The 24722-nt window shown below is 54.7% G+C and carries 21 protein-coding genes; all 21 read left to right on the top strand.

What is annotated here, in order from left to right; translation table 11 throughout:
• The first annotated feature begins 29 nt into the window (after positions 1-29).
• The 21 genes from MUN80_RS12575 to MUN80_RS12480 all read left to right on the top strand — a co-directional run bounded on the left by MUN80_RS12575 (position 30) and on the right by MUN80_RS12480 (position 24590).
• Complete coding sequence (locus MUN80_RS12575) at positions 30-1841, top strand: type VI secretion system Vgr family protein (RefSeq protein WP_244724669.1); 1812 nt, start codon at positions 30-32, stop codon at positions 1839-1841.
• Between the two features lie 39 nt (positions 1842-1880).
• Complete coding sequence (locus MUN80_RS12570) at positions 1881-2717, top strand: hypothetical protein (protein WP_244724654.1); 837 nt, start codon at positions 1881-1883, stop codon at positions 2715-2717.
• Positions 2718-2771: 54 nt separating this feature from the next.
• Positions 2772-4304: a DUF6531 domain-containing protein gene (locus MUN80_RS12565; RefSeq protein WP_244724652.1), complete on the top strand. Its 1533-nt coding sequence runs from the start codon at positions 2772-2774 to the stop codon at positions 4302-4304.
• A gap of 5 nt (positions 4305-4309) precedes the next feature.
• The gene (locus MUN80_RS12560; RefSeq protein WP_244724649.1) at positions 4310-7231 is read left to right on the top strand and encodes an RHS repeat-associated core domain-containing protein; all 2922 of its coding nucleotides are present in this window, start codon (positions 4310-4312) and stop codon (positions 7229-7231) included.
• Between the two features lie 27 nt (positions 7232-7258).
• Positions 7259-7840 carry an SMI1/KNR4 family protein gene (locus tag MUN80_RS12555; protein ID WP_244724646.1) on the top strand — a complete coding sequence of 194 codons (582 nt, stop codon included), beginning with the start codon at positions 7259-7261 and terminating at the stop codon, positions 7838-7840.
• 242 nt (positions 7841-8082) lie between these two features.
• Entirely contained in the window at positions 8083-8877 is a 795-nt protein-coding gene (locus tag MUN80_RS26195; protein WP_375373981.1) for an RHS repeat-associated core domain-containing protein, read from the top strand.
• Between the two features lie 25 nt (positions 8878-8902).
• Positions 8903-9556, top strand: a complete 654-nt coding sequence (locus MUN80_RS12550; protein WP_244724644.1) for an Imm43 family immunity protein — start codon at positions 8903-8905, stop codon at positions 9554-9556.
• A gap of 114 nt (positions 9557-9670) precedes the next feature.
• Positions 9671-10732 carry an RHS repeat-associated core domain-containing protein gene (locus tag MUN80_RS12545; RefSeq protein WP_262922074.1) on the top strand — a complete coding sequence of 354 codons (1062 nt, stop codon included), beginning with the start codon at positions 9671-9673 and terminating at the stop codon, positions 10730-10732.
• 15 nt (positions 10733-10747) lie between these two features.
• Positions 10748-11434 carry an Imm43 family immunity protein gene (locus MUN80_RS12540; RefSeq protein WP_244724627.1) on the top strand — a complete coding sequence of 229 codons (687 nt, stop codon included), beginning with the start codon at positions 10748-10750 and terminating at the stop codon, positions 11432-11434.
• 121 nt (positions 11435-11555) lie between these two features.
• Positions 11556-12092, top strand: coding sequence for an AHH domain-containing protein (locus MUN80_RS12535; protein ID WP_244724624.1), 537 nt, complete (start codon positions 11556-11558; stop codon positions 12090-12092).
• Between the two features lie 11 nt (positions 12093-12103).
• On the top strand, positions 12104-12802 hold the full coding sequence (locus tag MUN80_RS12530; RefSeq protein WP_244724621.1) for an Imm43 family immunity protein: 699 nt from the start codon (positions 12104-12106) through the stop codon (positions 12800-12802).
• 15 nt (positions 12803-12817) lie between these two features.
• Positions 12818-13588 carry an RHS repeat domain-containing protein gene (locus MUN80_RS12525; RefSeq protein WP_262922073.1) on the top strand — a complete coding sequence of 257 codons (771 nt, stop codon included), beginning with the start codon at positions 12818-12820 and terminating at the stop codon, positions 13586-13588.
• An 87-nt stretch (positions 13589-13675) separates the two neighbouring features.
• Positions 13676-13960 (top strand): AHH domain-containing protein, encoded by a 285-nt coding sequence (locus MUN80_RS12520; RefSeq protein WP_244724616.1) that lies wholly within the window; start codon positions 13676-13678, stop codon positions 13958-13960.
• Between the two features lie 8 nt (positions 13961-13968).
• Complete coding sequence (locus MUN80_RS12515) at positions 13969-14661, top strand: Imm43 family immunity protein (RefSeq protein ID WP_244724613.1); 693 nt, start codon at positions 13969-13971, stop codon at positions 14659-14661.
• A 260-nt stretch (positions 14662-14921) separates the two neighbouring features.
• Positions 14922-15308, top strand: coding sequence for an RHS repeat domain-containing protein (locus MUN80_RS12510; RefSeq protein ID WP_244724610.1), 387 nt, complete (start codon positions 14922-14924; stop codon positions 15306-15308).
• Between the two features lie 206 nt (positions 15309-15514).
• Positions 15515-16099 (top strand): hypothetical protein, encoded by a 585-nt coding sequence (locus MUN80_RS12505; RefSeq protein WP_244724598.1) that lies wholly within the window; start codon positions 15515-15517, stop codon positions 16097-16099.
• 465 nt (positions 16100-16564) lie between these two features.
• Positions 16565-17107, top strand: a complete 543-nt coding sequence (locus tag MUN80_RS12500) for an SMI1/KNR4 family protein (RefSeq protein WP_244724596.1) — start codon at positions 16565-16567, stop codon at positions 17105-17107.
• A gap of 185 nt (positions 17108-17292) precedes the next feature.
• The gene (locus MUN80_RS12495; RefSeq protein ID WP_244724581.1) at positions 17293-17844 is read left to right on the top strand and encodes a hypothetical protein; all 552 of its coding nucleotides are present in this window, start codon (positions 17293-17295) and stop codon (positions 17842-17844) included.
• Between the two features lie 373 nt (positions 17845-18217).
• On the top strand, positions 18218-18805 hold the full coding sequence (locus MUN80_RS12490) for a hypothetical protein (RefSeq protein ID WP_244724579.1): 588 nt from the start codon (positions 18218-18220) through the stop codon (positions 18803-18805).
• Positions 18806-19401: 596 nt separating this feature from the next.
• Positions 19402-23967: a DUF6531 domain-containing protein gene (locus MUN80_RS12485; RefSeq protein WP_244724576.1), complete on the top strand. Its 4566-nt coding sequence runs from the start codon at positions 19402-19404 to the stop codon at positions 23965-23967.
• Positions 23964-24590 carry a hypothetical protein gene (locus MUN80_RS12480; protein ID WP_244724573.1) on the top strand — a complete coding sequence of 209 codons (627 nt, stop codon included), beginning with the start codon at positions 23964-23966 and terminating at the stop codon, positions 24588-24590. Before MUN80_RS12485 ends, MUN80_RS12480 begins: the two co-directional genes overlap by 4 nt.
• Positions 24591-24722 lie beyond the last annotated feature (132 nt).

Here is a 24722-nt window from a genome sequence, read left to right as displayed (position 1 = left end):
TTCCATTGTAATCTTCATATACTCACTAAATGTCATATCCAGTTAATGTAAGCGTTCATGTAGATGGCGGCCTGGCCTTGACCGACTACAATCGACTAACGCTCAGTCAGCATGTGCTGACCCACCACACCTTCGCGCTCGACTTCTCGTTTGAGGCGCTGGGCAAGGCTCTTGGCCTCAAGCCGGACGCACTTTTTGCGCAGGCTCACGAAAGGCTGAGCGGAAAAAACATTGCCATTAGCTGGACTGGCGGCCTGCCCAACGACTCCGGGCGCTCCTTTCAGTTTAAGGGCATCATCACCCATATCAGCATTCAGACCGACGCCGACCTGGTCAATTACTACCATGTCAGCGGCTACAGTCCGTCGTTTTTGCTGGAAGATGGTACCCAGAGCCGAACGTTCGTGAAGAAGTCCATTCAGGACATTTTCAGCGCGGTGCTTGGCGCCTACGACGGCAACGCCCTGAAAAAGCAGCTCAAAGCCCAGCATCAGGATGTGCTGCCCTACACGGTGCAGTACCACGAAACCAATTTCAACTTTCTGAGCCGCTTGGCCGCCCAGCAAGGCGAATGGTTTTACTACGATGGGGAAACGCTGCAGCTCGGCCGTGGCACGGGCAAAACCATTGCCTTTAAGAGCAGCAGTGCCCAGATGTTTACGCTCTCCATGCACCTGCAGCCGGGCAAAACCGAGGGCGCCCACTACAACTACCGCACCCACGAGCCCCTCAAAACCAAAGCCGCTACTCCGGCCGGGGGTCATCCGTTTAGCCAGTTTGCAGTACAGAAATCCGACGACCTCTTCACCCAGCCCCACCGCCTACTGGCCGGTACCCAGGTCAACGACCAGGCCCAGCTCCAGCGCAGCCTCGACAATCTGGCCGCTAAGCGGGCCGGCAACCAGGTAAGCCTGGAAGGCAGCGGAGAGGCTTACGACATTACCCCAGGCTGTGTGCTAAGCGTGCAGGATGCCATGGGCCAGGATTACGGCAAGTTCCGGGTGTTGTCGGTCCGCCACGAAGTAGACGGCGACGGCAACTATCAGAATCACTTCGAGGGCATGCCCGACGCCGCCCAGGCGCCACCGCCTAATCCGCTCTACGCCGCCTCTGATGCCCAGCCCGAGATGGCCGAGGTTATCGACCTGCAGGACCCGCGCAACCTGGGCCGCATCCGGGTGCGCTACTACTGGCCTGTGGCCTCGCCGACGGATGCCGAATCGGCGTGGCTGCGGGTGAGCACGCCCTACTCCGGCGACGGCAAAGGCCAGCTGTTCACGCCCGAACTCGGCTCCCAGGTTTTGGTTGGCTATGAGCACGGTCTGGCCGAGTTTCCGGTGGTACTGGGCAACGTGTTTCACCCCCAGAACAAGCAGAGCGCCAAATACACCAACCCCCAGAACAACCTGAAAGGGCTACAGACGGCCGGCGGCAACAAGTTTGTCATGACCGACACCAAGGGTGAGCAGAAAATCCTGATTTCCAATTCCAACAACAAAGGCACGGCGGTGGAAGTCGGCTTTAAGGGCGACGGCAGCATTACCATCAAAAGCAGTGGCCCGGTAACGGTACTGGGCTCCACTATCACGCTGGAGGCTGGCGACAAGGGCGAAATCATGATGCACGCCAAGAACATCACGATGGAGGCCGAGGAGGAAATCAAGGTTACGTCGGCCACAAAGAGCATTGCTCTCAAAGCTGAGAAGGATATTACCGCCGACGCCACCCTCAAAATGGCCTTTAGCGCTAAGGAGAAAACCGTTTCCACGACGGGCAAAATGGAAATCAGCAGCGGCTCGACCGTCGACATTTCCGGCAGCACCGTTAAGATTAACGGCTAAGGCCGCGCTTTTTTCTTGGTTGTACTTTAGGTCCTTTCTATGACTTTGGCGTTTCCCCCAGCTCCGACTACTCAGGACTACACCGTGACGGTGCAGACGACCAATCTGCTGGGCAATATGCTCTACGAGAATACCCGGCAGACGACGTTTCGGAAGCAGCCCCTGCAAAAAACCGCGAGCGGCTGGCTCTACGAGGTAGCAGTGCTGAATTTCAAGCAGACTGAAAACACAGGCCTGGCCCAACTCGATGCTGATACGGCCCAGCTGCGCCGCCGGCTGTTAGTCGAAACCGACGCTACCGGCGCCCTGACGCGGATTGCCAACAAGGAAGAGTTGCGCGCCGAGTGGGCTAAGTTGGAACCGGAGCTGCGGCGCAAGTACCGCCGCTCCGACCAGATAACCCCGGGCATGATTGCCGGCATCGGGCAGGTGCTGCACGGCGACGGGTACCTGGAAGACGTGCTGCGGCGCGGCTATGAATACGGCACCCTGTTTCCGGCTCTTTATGGGCAAAGTTATGGGGAGGAGCCGGTGCCCGGCCAGCCCCGCATTATTGCTCGGTTTCTGGGCAACCTGGATTTGCCGTTCACTACCCGCATCAAGCGCCGGGCCGAAACCCTGCCCGATGTAGAACTGGCTCTGGTGGTGGAAGGCAAAGTAGACGAGGAAGCTTACCCAGCCGAAGCCGCCCGCCAGGGCCTGCGCACCATGACCGACCAGTACGACCTGGATACCACCCTGAACAGCCAGCACGTGGAAAGCTACGAGTTTGACCACCGCTCGGCCCTGCTTAACGCAGCTCAGTTCACAATATTTGGGGTACAGGGTGTGTTTATGAGCAAGACGGTCTGCACCCTACAGCCCGCCGGGGCGTAGCCGTTAGCCTTAGTTATTTGTATTGTTTTTGGGGAGGGTTAAGTTCGACTACTTATGGCCAAGAAATATGTTCCCGCCGGCGTTTTTCTGACCTGTGACAAGGGCACGCTCCCGGCGACCTTTAATGTCACCTTCAACGCGCGCACCTCCATCTACGGCCAGAACCTGGCCACTGACCTCGACAAGATACCGGTGGTGAACGTGCCGCCCATGGGCGTGTGCTCCATCACGAAGATGCCCTGCCTGGTGGTTCCCATTACCTGGAGCCCGGTCAAGAATGACGTGCAGCTGGGCCCGGCCCACCTGCTGCTGGAAGATTCCAAGCTGCAGTGCGGCCTTGGCGGCAAAGTCGGCATTCACTTCAGTATGGCCGCCGCCCAGGCCGCCTGCGCGCCGCCGCCCGCCCCCGAAAAAAGCCTGGCCGACCAGGCCGATGAGTATCTGCAAACCCTGGGCCCCTTGGGCGACGTGGGCCGCTTCCAGCTCGGGGTGGCCGAAGGCGTCTGGGAAGGGGGCAAAGGCCTGGCCGAAGGCCTGTGGGGCATGGCCAAGGGCGGCTGGAATGCCGTGACCCACCCCGTGGACACGGCCAAGGCCATTGGCGAAGGCGCCACGAATGCCTATAAATGGGCCGGCGACTCGCAGAACTGGGCCAACGCGGCCAGCAGCGCCAAACAAGGCGTGAGCAACGCGGCAGAGTGGGCCAGCAACGGCGAGAACTGGCAGAAGGTGGGCGACAAGCTGCAGAACATGTCGCCCCGGGACTGGGGCAACGTCACGGGCCAGGTAGCTTTCGAAGTGGGCCTGACCGTGGGCACGGCTGGGGCAGGTGCGGCCCTGAACGCGGCGGCCAAGACCAGCCGGGTGGCGCGCATGGCCAGCCGCGCCGCCCGCCTGGCCGATGTGGAGGGCCACGTAATGAGCCTGGCCGGCCGGGCCGCCCGCTCGGCGGCGGGTAAGATGAAGGTCATGGGCAAGGTGCTCACCGGCGCTAAAAAGGCCCGCAAAGCCGAGAAAGCCGCCGCCAAGGCCGGCAAAAAAGCTAAAAAGCTCGACGCCGTAACCGACTGCGCCGGGCCGAAAAAATGTACCCGGGAAGGTCACCCCGTGGACGTAGCGGCTGGCTTGGTGTTTACTGAAGCCGTGGACTTTGAATTGCCCGGCCCCATTCCCTTCGTCTGGGAGCGAATCTGGTATTCGCGCTCTACCCACCGCGGAGCCCTGGGCCACGGCTGGCACCACCGCTACGACCTAGCCCTGGCCGTGGAAGACGACGGCACCCTGGCCCTGCGCATGGCTGACGGCCGCCTGGCCCTGTTTGCTGCCCCCGTCGGGGAGTCTGGCAGCTTTAACCGCACGGAAAAGCTGGAAGCCTTCGGCAAGGCCGATCAAGGCTACCGCATCTGGAACAAGGAGGAGCGGCTCTGGTACGTCTTTGCTGCGCAGGCTATCAACGAGGCGCATCTGCTGCAGGCGGTGGAAGACCAGAATGGCTTTGCCATTCGCTTTGCCTACACCCCCAAGGTTTCCTGGATACCATCACCGACAGCGCCGGTCGTCGGCTCCGGGCGGATGTCGACAGCCTAGGCCGCTTGACGGCCCTCCACGCTCCCCTACCCGAGCCCGGAGCAGCTGGCAGCTTCGTGGTCGTGCGCTACGAGTATTCGGCAGCCGGCGACATGGTCAAAACCACCGACGCCCTAGGCCATGCCATGACCTTTGCCTACGAGCACCACCTGCTAGTGCGCGAAACCAACCGGGTGGGCCTGAGCTTCTACTTCCGCTACGACGGCACCGGCCCCGAGGCCCGCTGCCTGCGCACCTGGGGCGACGGGGGCATCTACGACACGAAGCTGCGCTACGAAAGCGAGGAGTACACGGTCGTGACCAACTCGGTAGGCTACACCAAACACTACACCCACCGCAACGGGCTGGTCGTGGTTATGCTCGATTCGCTGGGAGCCGTGCGCCAGTGGATCTACAACGACGACACGGACCTGACCCTGGAACGCGACGCGCTGGGGCAAGCTACCAGCTACGAGTACGACGCCCGCGGCAATCAGACGCTGGTCACGTATCCGGATGGCGCTCGGGTTGCTACCCAGTACAACGAGCAGGACCTGCCGGAGCAGTTGACCGAGCCGAACGACGCTGTATGGCAGTGGCGCTATGATGCAAAAGGCAATCTGGTAGCCAGTATGGACCCTGCCGGCGCTACCACCCACTATACCTACAATGCCCAGGGCCAGCTGCTAGACCTGACGGACGCGGCCGGGCAAACTACGCATCTGCGCTACGACAGGCAGCAAAATATTAGCCACATCATGACGGCCAGCGGGCAGATTAGCTCGTACCAGTATGACCAGCTGGGCCGGCTTACGCACCTGACCGACGCCCGCGGCAACGTGCGGCGTCAGCACTACAATCTGCTCGGACAATTAGTAGCCGTGCGCGAGGCCGACGGCACCGAGCAAATCTTTACTTATGATGGGGAAAGCAACATGCTGCGCGCCCAAGATGCCAGGCGGACGCTGGAGTTTCGCTATACGGGCCTGAATCGGCTGGCTGCGCGTGTCGAGGCTGGCTTGCAGGTTGCCTTTGCCTACAACACGGAAGGGCAACTGACGAGTGTGCAGAATGAACAGGGCGAGCAGTACCGCTTTGAGTTGGACGCGGCCGGGCAGGTGGTCACTGAAATCGGCTTCGACGGACTGACCCGCCACTACCAGCGCGATGCAGCGGGCCGCGTAACAGAAGTGCTTCGTCCAGCCGGCCGCTTTACCCGTTACAACTACGATGCGGTGGGTCGGGTACTGGCCGTAGTGCACAATAACGAAGCGCCCATCACGTACGCCTACGGGCCCGATGGGGCCCTGCTCGAAGCCCGCACTGCCGGAAGCACCGTGGTGCTGGAGCGCGACGTGTTGGGCCGGGTCCTCAGTGAAACGCAAGGTGCGCATACGGTCTCGTCGGCCTATAACCCACGGGGCCAACGGGTTCGGTTGCATTCCTCCCTGGGGGCTGACCTAACGCTGGAGCGCAATGCCACAGGCGATGTTACCCAGGCGCGGGCCGGTGCCTGGTTCAGCCGCATCGAGCGGGATGAGCAGGGCCTGGAGCTGCAGCGCACGCTCAGCGGCGGAGTGCAGCAGCGCTGGCACCGCGACGGACGGGGCCGCCCCACCAGCCAGCACATTACGGCAGGCGGCAGCACCCAGCGCCGACGGCAGTATCAGTGGCAGGACGTGGATCAACTCACCCAGCTTGAGGATAGCCTGCTCGGGCCCACGAGCTACAGCTACGATGTGCTAGGCAACCTGACCGGGGCCCGCTACGCCGACGGCACGCAGGAGTTGCGCCAGCCCGACGCGGTGGGCAACCTGTTCCGCACCTTGGCGCGCACGGACCGGCGCTACGGCAAGGGCGGGCAGCTGCGTGAAGCCAATGGTACGCGCTACCACTACGACGCCGAAGGCAACCTGATCCGCAAGCAAACGGCGACGGGGCAGACCTGGCACTACGCCTGGGATGGAGCCGGGCAGTTGACCCAAGTCACGCGCCCTGATGGCTATGCCGTGACCTTCACCTACGATGCCCTAGGTCGGCGCCTGAGCAAGCGCTTCCGTGGCAAAGTCACGCGCTGGGTCTGGAACGGCAACAAGCCCCTGCACGAGTGGCAAGAACTCGAAGTCGGGTCCGGGGCAGGGAGTGTACAGGACCTGACCACGTGGCTGTTTGAAGAAGAGAGCTTTGCCCCTATGGCCAAGCTCACGGCCCAAGGCAGCTACAGCATTCTGACCGACCACTTAGGCACGCCCCTGGAACTCTACAACGAGCAGGGCACCAAGACCTGGCAGGCCCAGCTCGACAGCTACGGAGCCGTGCGCCAGGGCCAGGGAAAGCCGCAGGACTGTCCCTTCCGCTACCAGGGCCAGTATGAAGACACCGAAACCGGCCTCTACTACAACCGCTTCCGCTATTTTGACCCCGAAGCAGGACAATATGTTAGTCAAGACCCAATTGGCCTAAAAGGGGGAACAAAACTTTATTCCTACGTTTCCAATCCGGGTTCCTGGGTAGATGTATTTGGGCTGATGCCTTGGGAGCCGGGTACCCCCAAACCCAAAGGCTGGCGCTTACCAAAGAATGGCGTTTGGACTGGAGTACCAGGGCACTCAGATTTCATCCCCAATAATCATGATGTTCTTGGGATACCAGAAGGTAGCAAGATTCCCTTTGTAAAAGGCTCCCCTGATTTTGCTGCGTACTCCGTTGATATCATAGACGTGCCAAATATGACAGGGGTACACGACACAGACATGCCCTTGATACATAAAGCTGTAGCGGATAAATACAATCTTGCAAATCAAACTGCAGGCAAAGAATGGCTTTCCGAACGAGAGTTAACTCCACACCATGCCGCAGGCACTTCAGTTCAGATCGTGCCGACAAAACTGCATGGTGGAGTTCGCCATACGGGTGGCGCCAGCGACCTTAGAAATAAAAGCTGTTAATAATCACTCCACTAATAAAACACAACGATGGCCATTGAAGATGAAATCAAACGCCTAGGGGGGTTAAAACCAATTGAGGATCAATTTTATCCTCTAAACAAACAAGAAGTTGAATTACTTGAGAAGGAAGCAAATGGTGTTTTGCCTCCGGACTACAATCAGTTCTTGACTACTTACGGCGAATGTATATTCCTAAACTCTGTCTCTTTTAAGCCAATGAAGCAGGAGCCCGAATACGTACATGATGAAAAATTAGGAATACCTAATGGATCTTTTTCAGGTTCCAGCTTGACAATGTTTTACGGAAAAAGAACAAAAAAAAGCACTCTTACCATTATTGATACCTTAAAAAGATATCGTGAGCGAATGCCCGAAGGTTTTGTTCCTTTCGCTGACGATGGTCTGGGCAACCAGCTATGTATATCTGTAGGTCCTGATAACTATCAAAAGGTTTATTGGTGGGATCATGAAATGGAGTGGGACGAGGAAGATTACGAGGATGAAACTGGCACACCCATGCCCGTCTCAGCCAAATACCAGAACGTGTATCTTTTAGCAAATAATTTTACTGATTTTTTTGAAAAACTTAATAGCACTCCCCCAGCTTAATACCAACCTTTAATAGCATAAGCAAAATATAGTTGATGCATATCTGACCTTTCATCAAAATAATATTATCACCTTATTATTCGCGTATCGTTGCAAGCCTTTTAATAAGTGTGTGCAGCGATACGCGAATAATGAGGCTATTACTGAATTTGTGCTACCTATCTATTCTATTCCTACACGAGTGGCAAGAGTCGAGGTAGATCCGGAAGCCAGCAGCGCCGGGGAGCTTATCATCTAGCTGTTTGAAGAATAGAGCTTCGCCCCCATGGCCCAGTTCGCGGCTCAAGGCAACTACAGCGTCGTGTGCGACCACCTGGACTCCACTCAAGCTCTACAACGAGCAGGGCACTAAGACGTGGCAGGCCCAGCTCGACAGTTACGGAGCCGTACGAGCAGGGAAAGGTAAACCCCAGGACTGCCCCTTCCGCTACCAAGGCCAGTACGAGGACACCGAAACGGGCCTCTACTACAACCGCTTCCGCTATTTTGACCCAGAAACTGGAACCTACATTAGCCAAGACCCCATCGGAATTAGGGGAGGAATGAGCCTATACGCATATGTAGATGATACCAACAGACAAGTAGATATACTCGGCCTGAGTAGCTATACATTAGGACAGAACCTAATGAAAGGAGGCCATACGCACAGTGGATTGGTCACTACCGCCAATAAGGCAGTTGAATGGCAAGCCCATCATCTTATTCCTGAAGAAATTTGGAATGACCCTGTCAACAGACGTTTTTTCAAGGACATAAAATTGCGAGGAAGGGACAGTGCTTCTAATGGCATCTTCTTGCCAAACTCTCAAGCTCTCGGAGACGGCTATGGATTTGAACGCTTCCATCAAGGAAGCCATACAAATTATAGCCAAAATGTTAGAAGGCAGGTAGAAACTATCCGCACCCAATTTAGAGCTCAACCAGTAACGCCTGCTACTATCGCACAAGCAAGGCTGGATATACAACAGCTACAGACAAACTTACACGCACAACTCAACACAAGAACCGGTGGTACTGGATGCCATAGGCTAACTTAATTAACTGACACTAGATTTTTGTCCAATGACCAAAGTACTAATCTGGTACAGCCAGCCTGCTGAACAGCCTAAAGGTGTTCCAGCCAGGGGAAATGTAACCTACACGGACGACTTCAACCCCAAGAAGCCGATGTACGGAGCCGATGCGCCGTGGCTCGACTACAACCACCAGTTAATGCCATTCCCCCCCCCTAGTAAAGAGTTAAAATTCCCTGACCACTTGTTTGTCGTCGTCAAGAAGCATAAAGAGATATTGTTTGATTTCTTCTCCCTAGATGTAAATCACAAAATTATATCAAAAAACTTGTTGGTTTTTTTACAAGAGTATGGTCTTAATGAAGGCTATGAAATTGCAAAGGCATCTATCATTGATACCAAAGGAAATGTCATCAGCACAAAAGAATATTTCGTCATTAGAATTGCCCGATTCGATGATAAGCTTTTAGACTTTATTAGTGACACTAAAGTTGAGTCAAATACTTTACGCAACCATTATTTATATAAGGACATAAGAATAATAAACAGCACAAAGCAGCAGGCCTTTTTTTCAGAAAAGATAACTTATGGCGAATCCCTCCTATTAAGTGAATATTTAAAAGAAAAAATCATCGATAATTTTTATGCAGCTACTCTGCTTTCACCAGAGGAATATGTAACAGCATTTGACAAGCCATGGTAATATAATCTCACGTACCGAGGCGCGCTACGACAACAGGAGAAGCGAGTCATGTTATCTCTACGGCAGTAGCAATCTACCCGGCAAGCAAAGACCACAAACTAGCACTGGCCCTACATCTGGGACGGAGCTGGGCAGCTGACAAGCGTCACGCGGCCCGATGGCTATGCCGTGACCTTCACTTATGATGCGCTGGGCCGGCGCATCAGCAAACGCTTCCGGGGCCGGGTCACGCGCTGGGTCTGGGATGGCGACCAGCCCCTGCACGAATGGCAGGAGCTCGAAATCGGACCTGGCAGCGGCGCGGTGCAGGACCTGACCACCTGGCTCTTCGAAGATGACTCCTTTGCCCCCATGGCTAAGCTGCAGGCCAGCGGAGCACAAAGCGTCGTGTGTGACCACCTGGGCACGCCCCTGGCCTTGTATGATGCGCAAGGCAGCGTGAGCTGGGAAGCTGAGCTCGACAGCTACGGAGCCGTGCACCGGGGCCGGGGCGCGGCCCAGGCCTGTCCTTTCCGCTACCAAGGCCAGTACGAGGACACCGAAACGGGCCTCTACTACAACCGCTTCCGCTACTTCGACCCCGAAGTCGGCCTCTACATCAGCCAGGACCCCATCGGCCTGGCTGATGTAGAGGCCTTGCACGGCTACGTGGCCGACCCGCTCACCCAGCTCGATGTCTTGGGCCTCAGTGAGGGCAGTGGCGACTTAGGCCGGCGCATGGCTGCTGCTGGCCATACCCACGGCATTATTGCTTTGGATGACCAGGGGAACCCGCTCTTGAAGAAAGGCGCCACATACTTCCCTAAGAGCGACTTCCGCGCCCACCACGTCATTCCTCATCAGGTATGGGTGGATAACCAAAAATTCTTTGACGACATCGGCTTGAACCATGTCCGCCGCAAGGTCAATCCGAAAGATGCAGTGACCAACGGTGTGTTTCTGCCCGGTACGGAAGACGTGGGCAGAAAATACGGCTTTGACCAGTACCATAGCGGTGGACATCCAGCAACCAGTGATGCGATGCGTTTACAGGTAGAAAACGTTCGGGATAGATTTAATGACCCAACGAACCCGCTCACTGCGGCGCAGGCCCGAAAAGAAATTGCAGCCCTGCAGAAGGCCGAGCGTCAACGTCTGAGTAGCCGCCGCGGAGTTGCTTGTACTATAATGCCCTAACGCTTTTCCTACTATATGCTTTACGTTGCTTCCCGCATCCCTGTCCAAAACACCAAATTGGGCCTTCCCATCTACATCGAACGCACGTTCACGGAGGTATTTGACGAGAAGAAACCCATGTACTCGCCCGTGCCCCGTCCGTGGTGGGATTACAACGTGTACCGCGACGGCGTGCCAGTCCCTGCCCACCTGCGCCTGCCTCCCAAGCTGTTGATGGTGGTCAAGACCCTGCGCCGCTTCAACCCTGACTTCTTCTCTGATCGGCCCCGGGAGTGGACCGTTTCGGAGCGTTTCCGAGCATTTTTGCACAAGCGCGGCCTGCTTGAGGGCTACTATGAAGAGAGTGCGTTGACTGTCATCTCCACCAGCCAGAAGGAGCTAACCACGCAGCCATATTATTTGCTGCGCCTGTTTCGTTTCGACAACGACTTGGTCGACTTTGAGAAAACCCCTAAAGTGGTTTCTCCGATTCAGAAGACGCCACTTACTCCGCCCAACGTATACTACCCGGAACTAGTCTTTCAGCAGGGGGCCAAGGTCCCCCCACTTTTCTTTCTGAATGACCGAAGTTATTTCTATTCCTTTTTCTGCGACGAAGAGACAAAGCGGGCTATGGAGCAGGAGCAGTTTCTTGGATTTGTCTTTTACACCCTGGAGGAGTACATCCAAATGAAAATCGACTTGGAGAAGCAGTTCTCCTAAAGACCGTATTGCCTTCTTTTTTGCAAGCGCATGCCAGTGGCTGTGAATAAACAGAGGGCTTATACCACACAACGAGCTATTCTTTTCCTAGAACCCCATCGGCCTGGCCGGTGGGGGCGCATTGCACGGCTACGTAGCCGACCCGCTCACCCAGCTCGACGTCTTCGGCCTCAGTGAGGGCAGCACTACCCTCGGTGACCGGTTAGAGCGAGCAGGCCATACCCACAATATTCCGAACTTCAAGCGCAGCGACTTCCGCGCCCACCACGTCATTCCTCATAAGGTTTGGACTGCCAACCAGGATTTCTTCGATGATATCGGCCTGGGAAAAAGAGGAGCCAGTCGGACCTTTCCCCGCGGCTCTGGTCCGGATTATTTGCAAGGGTTTAATCCGAAGGATGCCGTCGAAAATGGTGTTTTTCTGCCGAAGGATGCTCCTGTAGCCAGTAGGCCTGGGTACGACTTTGACTTCTATCACAAAGGCGGCCACCCCGATGCTATTACGGATATGGGAGCTTCTGTCACCGATATTCGAGATAGGTTTAGGGCAAACGCAATTACCAAAACGCAAGCGCGCAAAGAAATCAGTGCTTTGCAGAAAGCTGAACGCAAGCGCCTGAGCAGCCGTAGTGGCACAGGCTGCATCCAAATCCCTTAATTTTTCTAGCCATGCTTTATGTTGCCTACCGGCCGCGCGAATCGCAGGACAAAATAGGTTTGCCCACGTCTATCCATCGCACCTTCACGGAAGAATTTAACGAGAAGAAGCCGATGGAAGGGATTTACTCGGGTAATTGGCACCGCTATAACCGCTTGCAGAATGGGGTATCGGTGCCTGAAGAATTACGCCTACCAGCTAAATTATTCATGGTATGCAAAGGCTTAAAACGCTTTATACCCGATGTCTACTTTGACGATTTAAGAGAATGGATTGTCTCAACACAATTCCTGTCTTTTCTTAAAGAGCATAGACTACTTGAAGGTCACTATGAAGAAAGTGAGTTGACGGTGCTTTCTACCACCAAGAAGCCAATTACCGACAAGTCCTATCATCTGCTTCGCTTCTTTCGATTCGATAACGAATTGGTCGATTTTGAGCATACGCCGAAAGTGATATCTCCTAAGAAACCACTGACCAAGCATACACCGCCGATGGTCTATTACTCAGAACTCCTTTTCCATCAAGATGCCCAAGTCCCCCCGATGTTCATACTGGATGACTGTAGCTATTGGCGTTCTTTTTTCTGCTCTGAGGAGATAAAGGCAGCAATAGAGCAGGAAGCATTTCTGGGTTTTAATCTGTACACCATTACTGATTTTGTACAAGAGCGTTTAGAACGAGAGCAAAGATTTGTTGGACCAGGCTAATCCCCAGCCTCCCCAATCCGCAAGCAAACGGCGACGGGGCAGACCTGGCACTACGCCTGGGATGGAGCCGGGCAGTTGACCCAAGTCACGCGCCCTGATGGCTATGCCGTGACCTTCACCTACGATGCCCTAGGTCGGCGCCTGAGCAAGCGCTTCCGTGGCAAAGTCACGCGCTGGGTCTGGAACGGCAACAAGCCCCTGCACGAGTGGCAAGAACTCGAAGTCGGGTCCGGGGCAGGGAGTGTACAGGACCTGACCACGTGGCTGTTTGAAGAAGAGAGCTTTGCCCCTATGGCCAAGCTCACGGCCCAAGGCAGCTACAGCATTCTGACCGACCACTTAGGCACGCCCCTGGAACTCTACAACGAGCAGGGCACCAAGACCTGGCAGGCCCAGCTCGACAGCTACGGAGCCGTGCGCCAGGGCCAGGGAAAGCCGCAGGACTGTCCCTTCCGCTACCAGGGCCAGTATGAAGACACCGAAACCGGCCTCTACTACAACCGCTTCCGCTACTTCGACCCCGAAGTCGGCCTCTACATCAGCCAGGCCCCCATCGGCCTGGCTGATGTAGAGGCCTTGCACAGCTACGTGGCCGACCCGCTCACCCAGCTCGATGTCTTGGGCCTGAGCGAAGGTAGTAGCACGCTGGGCAATCGGATGATCAAGGCTGGTCGTACGCATGGCATTATCGCACGGGATGCGCAGGGCAACCCGCTGTTAAATGCCAAGGGTAACACCTCCTTTTCCCAAAGTGACTTCCGCGCCCACCACGTCATTCCCCATTAGGTCTGGACCGATAACCAGGACTTTTTCGATGACATTGGCCTAGGCAAGAAAGCACCCCATGCCCGTATCAATCGTGACGGCACACGTGTGCACAATTCCAAAGGATACAATCCAAAAGACTCTCCGGCCAACGGCGTATACTTGCCCAAAGATGAAGCGACGGGTATAGACCACAAATTCGATCAGTATCACAGTGGTAGTCATCCACAAATCATCGATGATATGAGGGTCAGTGTTGGACAAACCCGCACTAGATTTGAAAACGGCGTCATCACAAAAACTCAGGCAAGAAAAGAAATCAGCGCTTTGCAAAAGGCCGAGCGCAAACGTTTAAGCCGCCGCAGCGGTGGTAGTTGCACCATTATGCCTTGATAAAAAGAATGTTTTTTGTAATCGATAAAATTGCACAAGCCGATGATCAGGCAGGCTTACCATTGGTCATTTCACGCACTCTTACCGAAGAGTTCAACGAGAAGAAACCTACAGAAGCACTGAACTCGCGTCCCTGGTCCCGCTACAACCCACAACGTGACGGTGTGCCGGCACCTGACCAATTTCAGCTGCCACCTCAATTGCTAATGGTCTGCAAAGGACTACGCCGCTTCCGAGCCGACCTTTTCTCTGACATTTTGCGACAGTGGGTAGTATCTGCCCGCCTTCGGGACTTCATGCAAGGTCATGGTTGGTTAGCAGGGCACTACGAAGAAAGCAGCCTGAACATAGTATCCACCGGTAACAAGCCTCTCACTGATCAGCCATATTACCTACTGCGCTTGTTTCAAGACGACAATAGTCTAGTAGACGTGGCCCATTCACCGCACATACTTTCGCCGGTAAAGCCATTAACTAAGCACACGCCACCCAACGCGTATTATCAGGACCTAATATTTCGTCCTGAAATAGCTGTGCCACCATTGTTCTATTTGCAAGAGCCCGCTTACTGGCAAGTGCTCGTTTGTACGGAGCAGACAAAATCTCTGCTAGAGCAAGAACAGTTTGTGGGACTTACCTTTTACAGTTTAGAAGAGCATGCTCAACGAAGCATAGAGCGCGAAAGAAAGTTTACTCGATAGGCATATGCTTTTTGTCACCCATTCCATTTGGGATTCTTCAAAAAGAACGAGGCCTCTTTTCCTAAACAGAACGCACTCTCAGGGAAGAACTGAATGAGAGAAAGCCGATGCAAGGCATACACTCCCGTAACTAAAAGATATGTAATACCTTAGGCGATGTTACTCAGGCGCAAGCAGGTGCCTGAGTAACATCGAGCGGAATGAGCAGGGCCTGGAGCTGCAGCGCACGCTCAGCGGCGGGGTGCAGCAGCACTGGAACCGTGACGGACGGGGCCGCCCCACCAGCCAGCACATTCTGGCGGGCGGCAGCACCCAGCGCCGACGGCGGGCAGGAGCTGTGTCAACACGAGGCGGTAGGCAATCTGTTCCGCACCCTGGAGCGTACGGACCGCCAGTATAGTAAGGGCGGGCAGCTGCGCGAGGCCGACGGTACCCGGTATCAGTACGATGCCGAAGGCAATCTGGTGCGCAAGAGCCTGGCCAATGGCCAGCAGTGGCATTACGCCTGGGACGGAGCTGGGCAGCTGATAAGCGTCACGCGGCCCGATGGCTATGCCGTGCGACCACCTAGGCACCCCGCTGGAGCTCTACAACCAGCACAAGGACAGGGCCGACTTACACAAGCTCCTGCACCGGACCCTCATTGATGAAGGCGTGCCTTATCATGGCTCGCCGTTTGGCGGTACAACGGATGACTTTTTCGACAAGGCCAAAAAAGCCTATGTTGGCTTCCCCGAAAAAGGATTCCTAAAATTGCCAGGAACGAAAGATGCCTTATTTGACGATTTTACTCCAGGAGCTACATAAAGCGGGTAAAATCTCCTGGCCCGAGTAACCTCAACACATATAGATCATGGACGAAAGAAATGTCAGAGTAACAGGATACGGTTTTTTTTGCTTGTCTATAGAGACGTTTAATAAGTTTATAAACGAAAAGAAGATCAAATCAAAAAAGATCAATAAGTGTTTTGACAAAAACAGACCACTTATAGAGACCTCATTAAAAGAAGGCGCTTGGATTCCAATTTCAACGATTAACTCAACCCGGTATGTGGTAGATGTGGGAAGTGAATCAGAAAAAATCTTTGATACGGGTTGGCAGAAGGTTTTAACCTTAGACAATTGCAATTTACACGTAGGTACTGATGCAGCCGTCTGGGTTGGCTCGCTTGATGGATTAGACGATTGGGATCCAGGCGAGTATGACAAGAAAGACAGTATATCTTACCAAACACTAGACGGGATAACACTGTTTCGAGGTTTCAAATTCGAGGTAAAGTCAGGAATGTATACAGTAAAAGTGATAGGGTTTAAACGAAAGGAAGCGCTGGCGCATCCCGCTGCTAATTTCGGTTTTGCATTCGAACTTACGGAGACAGAAAGCTTTGACTCGTTTACTAATCCGTTGGTAGAAGATGTAAATATTGCGAAGATGTAACGGCAGGACAAATCAGCTAAACTGGCCTGTTCGTCGATAATGGAAGCTTAGGCCCTAAGAGGCGTTGTGCCGGACCCGAGATTAGTCTAGGATAGGAAAATGTTCTAGCTGGGCCACAGACAGCAGGCTTGGCTTCGCTTAAAAAAGTTGGGAAATCCCAGCACAGGATAGGTCTGCCCATCTACCTAAACTGCACCTACACCGAGAAGCTTGATGAGATAAAGACTACGGAGGGCGTCGATGAAAGAAGCTATTGCTACTCTTTTATCTGCATTAAACAGGCAACGGGAATGAAGTATTAGAAAGCAATTCAGAAGCCCTAGCTATGGATAGTAGCCAGGAATTTCTCTCTTACATATTTATCACAACGCCTGAGCAGGCGTCTCCGGGGCCGGTTATTCCAAATGGGTTTTATCAGAATACTTCTTGTGGTGATTCTGGGTGTTAACGCTTAAAAATACTTTTGTGTCAATTTTCGACCAGCTTAAAAAGCATCCGATAACTCAACCGGATAGCGCCTACCTAGCAGCGCACCGGTTCCCTGATGGCAACGGTTTTCCGCCCTCCTATATTGACTTTGCTACCCACTTGGGCTGGGGAAAGCTCTGCGGCCTGTTTTTGATCTATGTTCCTCTGGGCCAACATCCTGATTCGTGGACCGTGCGTAGCCCTTGGATTAAACAGGCAATGGATGACTTTTATGAAGAGATGGAGCACGATCCTTTCCTACTTGAGCCCGATGGATATGAAGGCATTGAGTACTCACTGATTCCCTTCGCCATGAGTGAGAATGGCGAATACCTAGTTTGGAACTTAGCGCATCGACAACCCAATAATGAACTTCCTATCTATATACTTGCAGCACGAATGGGAGGAATCCGCTACGGAGCACCAGACCTGTATCACTTCGTGGAAGGGTGCAAGAATAGCGAGGCGATTAAAACAATGTTAGGGCCTAGCTATACAAAGCTTCCTTTGACATTTGAGCCGTTGCTGCTAGCGCTTTGAAGCTGGTGGCAAACACCATTTTCACCCTAACTTGGAGGATGGTCAAGCAGTGAAAAAGACGCGGAAGATAACCAGCCTTTCCCAGTCAGGTAAATGCTGCGCTCAAAGCCACTATCAAACAGCGTATTGAATACGGCAGGGAATCAGGAGAGCCCTAGCATAGCAGCCAGAATAAACCCGTGTAGATGAGAGCGATGAGCAAACCTGATCTAACTACCCCAGACCAAGCATTTCTGCAACGGCTAAAAGACCTTCCCCTATTCCAACACCTGGGGGAATACTCTATTCCTGAGACAACGTTTACGCAGCGGCGGCTACCCTCTAGTCAAGAAGTAAACAAGCACCTACACTCCATTACCTGGGAAAATTTCACCCTGGAAGCCCGTAATAGGCTGACAATGTACTTATCTAAAAAACATCCGAAAGAAGATAGGCTCTGGAATGCCATAACTGAAGCGTACAAACCAGAACTTTCGTATTTCAAACCTACGATTGAGAAATACATGCGCGAATACCATCTGGACGATGCTTTTGCACACGATTTCGATTGGAACATACTGGGTATGTGTATGGAGAATCATTACCAGAAAATAGCTCCTCGTCTGCCCAGCTTTTTCCTGGACTTTTTGCCGCTGTATGAAGCCGGACATATTCCCTGTGGCTGGGAAGGCCCCGTGCAGGAAGAGTACACTGGTAAGCCAATCGATAAATCAGCCGGCATCCTGCTGGTGTATTAATACGTGGTATTCTTTTCTACAAGCCCCGTACTGGGGCGGAGCTTGGGCTTTCGGGGTCGGGGTCACGCGCCGGATCTGGGATGGTCACACGTCTGTGCACGAGTGGCAGAAACTTGAAGGCAGAGCCTAGGGCCAGCAGGGCGCAGAGCCTAATCTGCGACCTGGTCACTCCGCCAGCATTCTACGACCAACAAGGCAGCGTAACCTGGCACGTATGATTGGTTTATTCTGACTTATTCTAAGAAGGATCCTTAAAATTCCCCAATACAAAGCAGACGCTGTACCGCAACAATCCTGGGTAAAGCATTAGAGAAAATCCAGGAGCTACGTAAAGCGGGAAAATACCTTGGCTCAAACAAACCAATTTCCAGCTGTGAACGAAAGAACTATTGATGTCAGTGGCTATGGCCTGTTTTGTTTATCTATAGAGGCCTTCACTTTCTTCCTTCGAAAACATAAAATCCGCACTAAGAAATTAAATAATTTTCTTGACAAGAACCGCCATCTTCTTGAAGAAGCCATGCGCGAAGGCTATCTACTGCCTATTGCCACAATTAATTCAATTGGGTACATAATAGATTTAGGTGAAACAGACGAAATAGAAGTATTTAGTAGCGGTTGGCAGGAAGTATTAGCTCTAGACAATTGCAATATGATGGTAGGATCTGACGCAGCCGTCTGGGTGGGTAGCCTTGACAGTTTGGATGCCTGGAATTCGAAGGAATACGAAGGAAGAGCGAATAGATCTTACCAAACTCTGGATGGCGAAACACTGTATAGTGCCCAAAAATTTAATGTTTATCCGGCAAAGTATAAAGTAAGAATTGTAGGATTTAAACGAAAGAGGGCCCTTCCCTACCCGGTTGCTAATTTTGGTTTTGCTTTCTCTCTTACAGAAACTGAAAGCTTCGACACGTTTACCAATCCTCTGGTAGAAGATGTAAACATTGCAAAGATGTAATAGCATCTCAAAAACGCACTTCTGAATCGAGGCCTACCGTTAACTTCGGATATGGTCTCATCGACCTATCGGGGCTTTAGCTATTATTGGGTATGGCAGTGAAATTCACGAACTACGCTAGGCACATCGAACGGAGTTATGCATCCGGCGGGTAGCTGTAGTACGCCAACGGTAGGCGCTACTCCTATGGTGTTGGTCAACGAGTCCGAGTTGACTCTACACCGGGCACTTCGTGAGCACCTTGCCTAGCATCATGCGCCCTGATATCTATGCCCTGGCCGTCACTTTCACCCGCCATACGTGAGGGGCTGGCATATCCAGCAACGCCTGCATCTGGGAACCGAATTGCCGGCTGGCTGCGAAACCACGCCAAGCCGATGCCCGATAGCCGCATTCCAACCTGAAGTACTAAGGGCAAACGTATAGTATCAAGTCAGCGCCCCCCGGTCCCAGCAACGTCTCTGTTCAGCTAGCAGTATATAGAGCCCAGCACGTATATTAATATGCTGCGTACCTTACAGGCAGCCGGGAGTATATGACCTGGCTACAGCACTGTTATTTGTATTGTTTTTGGGGAGGGTTAAGTTCGACTACTTATGGCCAAGAAATATGTTCCCGCCGGCGTTTTTCTGACCTGTGACAAGGGCACGCTCCCGGCGACCTTTAATGTCACCTTCAACGCGCGCACCTCCATCTACGGCCAGAACCTGGCCACTGACCTCGACAAGATACCGGTGGTGAACGTGCCGCCCATGGGCGTGTGCTCCATCACGAAGATGCCCTGCCTGGTGGTTCCCATTACCTGGAGCCCGGTCAAGAATGACGTGCAGCTGGGCCCGGCCCACTTGCTGCTGGAAGACTCCACGCTGCAGTGCGGCCTCGGCGGCAAGGTCGGCATTCACTTCAGTATGGCCGCCGCCCAGGCCGCCTGCGCCCCGCCCCCGGCCCCGGACAAAAGCCTGGCCGACCAGGCCGATGAGTATCTGCAAACCCTGGGCCCCTTGGGCGACGTGGGCCGCTTCCAGCTCGGGGTGGCCGAAGGCGTCTGGGAAGGGGGCAAAGGCCTGGCCGAAGGCCTGTGGGGCATGGCCAAGGGCGGCTGGAATGCCGTGACCCACCCCGTGGACACGGCCAAGGCCATTGGCGAAGGCGCCACGAATGCCTATAAATGGGCCGGCGACTCGCAGAACTGGGCCAACGCGGCCAGCAGCGCCAAACAAGGCGTGAGCAACGCGGCAGAGTGGGCCAGCAACGGCGAGAACTGGCAGAAGGTGGGCGACAAGCTGCAGAACATGTCGCCCCGGGACTGGGGCAACGTCACGGGCCAGGTAGCTTTCGAAGTGGGCCTGACCGTGGGCACGGCTGGGGCAGGTGCGGCCCTGAACGCGGCGGCCAAGACCAGCCGGGTGGCGCGCATGGCCAGCCGCGCCGCCCGCCTGGCCGACGTGGAGGGCCACGTAATGAGCCTGGCCGGCCGGGCCGCCCGCTCGGCGGCGGGTAAGATGAAGGTCATGGGCAAGGTGCTCACCGGCGCTAAAAAGGCTCGCAAAGCGGAAAAAGCCGCCGCCAAGGCCGGCAAAAAAGCTAAAAAGCTCGACGCCGTGCCGGGCTGCACCAAGAGCAAGCGCACCTGCGTGAAAGACCCGGTGGACGTGGCTACTGGTGTGATGCTCTTCGATCTTGTCGATTTGGAGCTGCCCGGCCCGATACCCTTCGTCTGGGAGCGGACTTGGTATTCCAACTCCGAGTATCAGGGCCCGCTGGGCCACGGCTGGCACCACCGCTACGATCTGGCCCTGGCCGTGGAAGACGACGGAACTCTAGCCCTGCGCTTGGCTGACGGCCGGCTGGCCTTGTTTGAGCCGCTCACCGCCGCCAACCAGTACCGCGCCTTCAACCGCCGGGAGCGGCTCGACGCTCGGCTCGTTGATGGGCAGTACCGGATATTGGACCTGCAGGAACAGGTTTTCTACTGCTTCCGGATTCCGACAACTTCAGATGCCACTATTCAGGAACCCGAACCCTACAAGCTTTCCAGCATTGAGAATGCCAACGGGTTTGCCATTGGCTTTGCCTACGACGAGCAGCACCGCCTGCAAACCATCTACGACAGCGCCGGCCGCGAAGTGCGTCTGCTACTCGATGCCAACGGCCGCATAGCCACTCTGGAAGCGCCTAGCCCCGAAGGCGCTGGCCACTTTGCAGTAGTACATTACCATTACGACGCGCTGGGCAACCTTATTAAAGAAACCGACGCGCTGGGTCATATTAGGCGCTATGGTTACCGTGGCCACCTGATGGTGCAGAAAACGCTCCGTTCGGGCCTGTCGTTCTACTTTGAGTACGCTGGTCAGGGCTCTGCCGCCCAGTGCATTCGGACCTGGGGCGACGGTAACATTCTAAACGGCCAGTTCACATACGAGCCCGGTCAAACCACCGTTAGCAGCTCAATACCGGGCGACGTCAGCGTGTATCAGCACGAAGGAGGGCTGGTACTGGCCCACCTCGACCCGCTGGGGGCTGTGCACCAGTGGAGCTACAACCAGTACGATGAGCTTACACTGGAGAGGGACCCGCTGGGCCGCGCTACTAGCTACGACTACGATGCCCGGGGCAATCTTATCGCCACAGCTTTTCCCGGCGGAGCCAAAATCCAGACCGAGTTTGCCAACGACCTACCGGTAGCGGCAGCCGACGACCTGGGCAATACCTGGCAGTGGTCCTACGACGAAGCCGGCAACCAGATTCAGCGTCTCGACTCCGACGGCCTGACTATAGAATCCAGCTACCGCAATGGGCTTCTCCACTCAGTGGGGGCTGCCCAAAGCCCGCCCACACTTTTCTTCTATGATGAGCAGCACAACCTGCGGGAAGTGCAGCAGCCCGATGGGCAACTGCGCCGCTGGCAGCACGACGCGCTGGGCCAACTCACGGCCCTGACCGACGCCCGTGGCAACACGCAGCGCCGCTCCTACGATTTGCTCGGACGCCTGACTCGCGTGGATGAGCCCGATGGCAACGTGCGCTGGCTTACCTACGATGCAGAAGGCAACGTGCTGCGCGCCCGCGACGACCACCAGGACGTCACCCTGGAATATACCGGCCTCGACTGGCTGGCCGCCCGCACCCAAGCTGGCCGCAAAATACGTTACGAGTACGACCTTGAGGGCCGGCTGACCCGCCTAATCAACGAACACGGCCGCCCCTACCAGTTCGCCTTCAATGCCGCCGGGCAGATTGTGGCCGAAACGGGCTTTGATGGTTTGCAGCGCCGCTTTGAGCGCGACGCCGCCGGCCAGGTTGTTACCCAATGGGTTGGCAAAAGAGAAACGCACTACGCGTATGATGCCGCGGGCCGCATTACGGCCGTCACATTCCCGGATGGCACGCAGGAAGAATTTGCGTTCCGCTCTGATGGCAGCCTGTTGGAAGCCCGCAACGAGGCCTTAACCGTAACCTGGGAGCGAGATGCCCGCGGCCGGGTACTGCACGAAATTCAGGGTGCGCACCGCGTCAGCAGCACTTATGACCAAGTCGGGCAGCGTATCGGACTGCACTCTTCCCTAGGTGCGGCCGTAAACCTGGAGCGCGACGACTATGGCGACGTGGCCCGTATGCACGCCAGCGGCTGGAATGCCCGCTTCGAGCGCGACGCCCAAGGACTGGAAATGGCCCGGACGCTCAGTGGCGGCGTCCAAACTCATTGGCACCGCGACCAGCTGGGCCGCCCTATCAATCAGCAGCTTATCGCTGGGCGTCAACAGCGCCGCCGCACTTACCGCTGGCAGGGTCCCGATCAGCTAACCGAGCTCATCGATTCGGCGACGGGCACGACCCGTTTTGCCCATGATGCGCGCGGTACCCTGAGCGCCACCCTCTACCCAGACGGCACGGAGGAGTTGCGCTTACCCGACGCGGTGGGCAATCTGTTCCAAACCACTGCCCACAACGACCGAACTTACGGCAAGGCGGGCGAATTGCTGCAGGCCAACGGGATGCAGTACCACTACGATGCGCTGGGGAATCTAATTGAGAAGCAAACTGCCAAGGGCCAGCGCTGGCACTACCACTGGAACGCTGCCGGGCACTTGGCGCAAGTAACGCGCCCGGACGGAGCCACCGTCAGCTTCACGTATGACGCGCTGGGCCGGCGCATCAGCAAACATTTCAAAGGCAAAGTCACGCGCTGGGTCTGGGACGGCAACAAGCCCTTGCATGAATGGCAGGAGCTGGAGCTGGACGGCAACAATACGGCGGATGTCATCACCTGGCTCTTTGAGGAGGACAGCTTCGCCCCTCTAGCCAAGCTGGCCGGCCAGAAGCGCTACAGCATCCTGACCGACCACTTGGGCACTCCGCTGGAAATGGTTGATGAGCGGGGGCACTCCAGCTGGAATGCTCAGCTGGGCAGCTACGGGCAGCTACGGCTGCTCGAAGGAACACGTGCGGCCTGCCCCTTCCGCTACCAGGGTCAGTATGAGGACACGGAAACCGGCCTCTACTATAACCGCTTCCGCTACTACGACCCTGAAGCCGGCTCCTACATTAGTCAGGATCCAATTGGGCTACTGGGTGGTATAGCTCCCTACGCTTACGTTGCTGATCCTCATAAGCAGGTTGATATTTTCGGCCTGAGTGGATGTAAAGGCATTCGTAAAAGCAACCCCTGGAATGAGTTTCAGAAACGAGCCAAAGGTGTTGACGGCAAGAGCAAGCAGTTTAAGAATAGCAGGGATGCCGCCAGAGCCTACCGTCATTTCCAGAATGGCGAGTATGAGCAAATGGCCGAGCTCTTAGATTTATCTTCCCCTCATGGCAAAGCCGTATTCTGGTCCGGAGATTGGCCTGAAGCACAACGGTATGCCGACAAGATAAAAGGGACTACAATGGAGGCCACCCCTGGCGGCAACATCTTCAATAACTGGAAGCACTTGGACGACAAGTTTGAATATGGCCAGTGGGGAACCGGAGGTCCGAAGGATGCCCAACCTTTGTGGGAGGCATTATCCAGAAGATACGCTAATCAATCTAGTGGTCCTGTAACGGTCGTGCGCAACAAAGTTGGTATGATGTGGAAGAATGTGGAGTACGAAGAATTAAACAAGCGTGCCTCGTTACCACACATCACATACATTGAGACTGTTCCATTACCCAAACCATGAGTAGCTCCGCTTTTCAACAGTTTTTAGCGCAACTGCAGGCTAAGGATTACGCTAAAGCCCAAGGCTTTGACTTGGGTTGGTATGACCACATGAGCCCCCAAGAGCTTCAACAAGCAGAACACTTACTGCTGGCCCAAGCTCGTACGGGCGACATGAGCCCTCTCCCGTCTTTGGCAAAGCTGGCTACTCCAGCTGCTGTTGCCTTTTTAGAGCAGACTCTACAGGAAAAGAAATATTACCCAGAATCCGGCCTAGATTATGATCTAGCTAAATACCTCTGGGACATTACCCACGACGAGAGGTATCTAGAAACATTTGAAAAATTCTCTCTGAAAAATAAAACGGCAAAGACAAGGTTTATAAAATATCTAGCGGACCTGCCAGACAGTGCTAAAAGGATAAACCAGCTACTGGAATTCATTAAAGATGATTATCAAGACTCTGCTGTACGCGCTACCATCGAAATTTTAAAGCTACTTGGGCTTATAAAGCCAGATGAATCAAATAGCGAGCAGTATAGAGGGTTATTCAATATGATTAGGGGTGAAAGACAAGATGAACGAAATAAGGGCCAAAAGGAGCTAATGGCACTTATCGAGCGGTTTCACAAGAATATAATGTAATAGGATGGTTTAGGTCATCTTATTACTTTTCGAGGAGGGCGCTTAGCCACTCTGCTGGAAGTGGTAGATGAGCGGAATACTCCAGGTGGAGTAATTACAACAGGCTACAAAGTGAGCCGCCGCGACTACTCG

This window comes from Hymenobacter cellulosivorans, from assembly GCF_022919135.1.
In the GTDB taxonomy this organism is placed as follows: domain Bacteria; phylum Bacteroidota; class Bacteroidia; order Cytophagales; family Hymenobacteraceae; genus Hymenobacter; species Hymenobacter cellulosivorans.
Note: the sequence above shows the minus strand (reverse complement) of the source record. Positions and strands in the feature narration are given on the sequence as shown.

Excerpts from the sequence above, each read along its gene's own strand:
- MUN80_RS12575 (WP_244724669.1), top strand. The coding sequence starts at position 30 with ATGTCATATCCAGTTAATGTAAGCGTTCATGTAGATGGCGGCCTGGCC.
- MUN80_RS12570 (WP_244724654.1), top strand. The coding sequence starts at position 1,881 with ATGACTTTGGCGTTTCCCCCAGCTCCGACTACTCAGGACTACACCGTG.
- MUN80_RS12565 (WP_244724652.1), top strand. The coding sequence starts at position 2,772 with ATGGCCAAGAAATATGTTCCCGCCGGCGTTTTTCTGACCTGTGACAAG.
- MUN80_RS12555 (WP_244724646.1), top strand. The coding sequence starts at position 7,259 with ATGGCCATTGAAGATGAAATCAAACGCCTAGGGGGGTTAAAACCAATT.
- MUN80_RS12550 (WP_244724644.1), top strand. The coding sequence starts at position 8,903 with ATGACCAAAGTACTAATCTGGTACAGCCAGCCTGCTGAACAGCCTAAA.
- MUN80_RS12540 (WP_244724627.1), top strand. The coding sequence starts at position 10,748 with ATGCTTTACGTTGCTTCCCGCATCCCTGTCCAAAACACCAAATTGGGC.
- MUN80_RS12530 (WP_244724621.1), top strand. The coding sequence starts at position 12,104 with ATGCTTTATGTTGCCTACCGGCCGCGCGAATCGCAGGACAAAATAGGT.
- MUN80_RS12515 (WP_244724613.1), top strand. The coding sequence starts at position 13,969 with ATGTTTTTTGTAATCGATAAAATTGCACAAGCCGATGATCAGGCAGGC.
- MUN80_RS12505 (WP_244724598.1), top strand. The coding sequence starts at position 15,515 with ATGGACGAAAGAAATGTCAGAGTAACAGGATACGGTTTTTTTTGCTTG.
- MUN80_RS12495 (WP_244724581.1), top strand. The coding sequence starts at position 17,293 with ATGAGAGCGATGAGCAAACCTGATCTAACTACCCCAGACCAAGCATTT.
- MUN80_RS12485 (WP_244724576.1), top strand. The coding sequence starts at position 19,402 with ATGGCCAAGAAATATGTTCCCGCCGGCGTTTTTCTGACCTGTGACAAG.
- MUN80_RS12480 (WP_244724573.1), top strand. The coding sequence starts at position 23,964 with ATGAGTAGCTCCGCTTTTCAACAGTTTTTAGCGCAACTGCAGGCTAAG.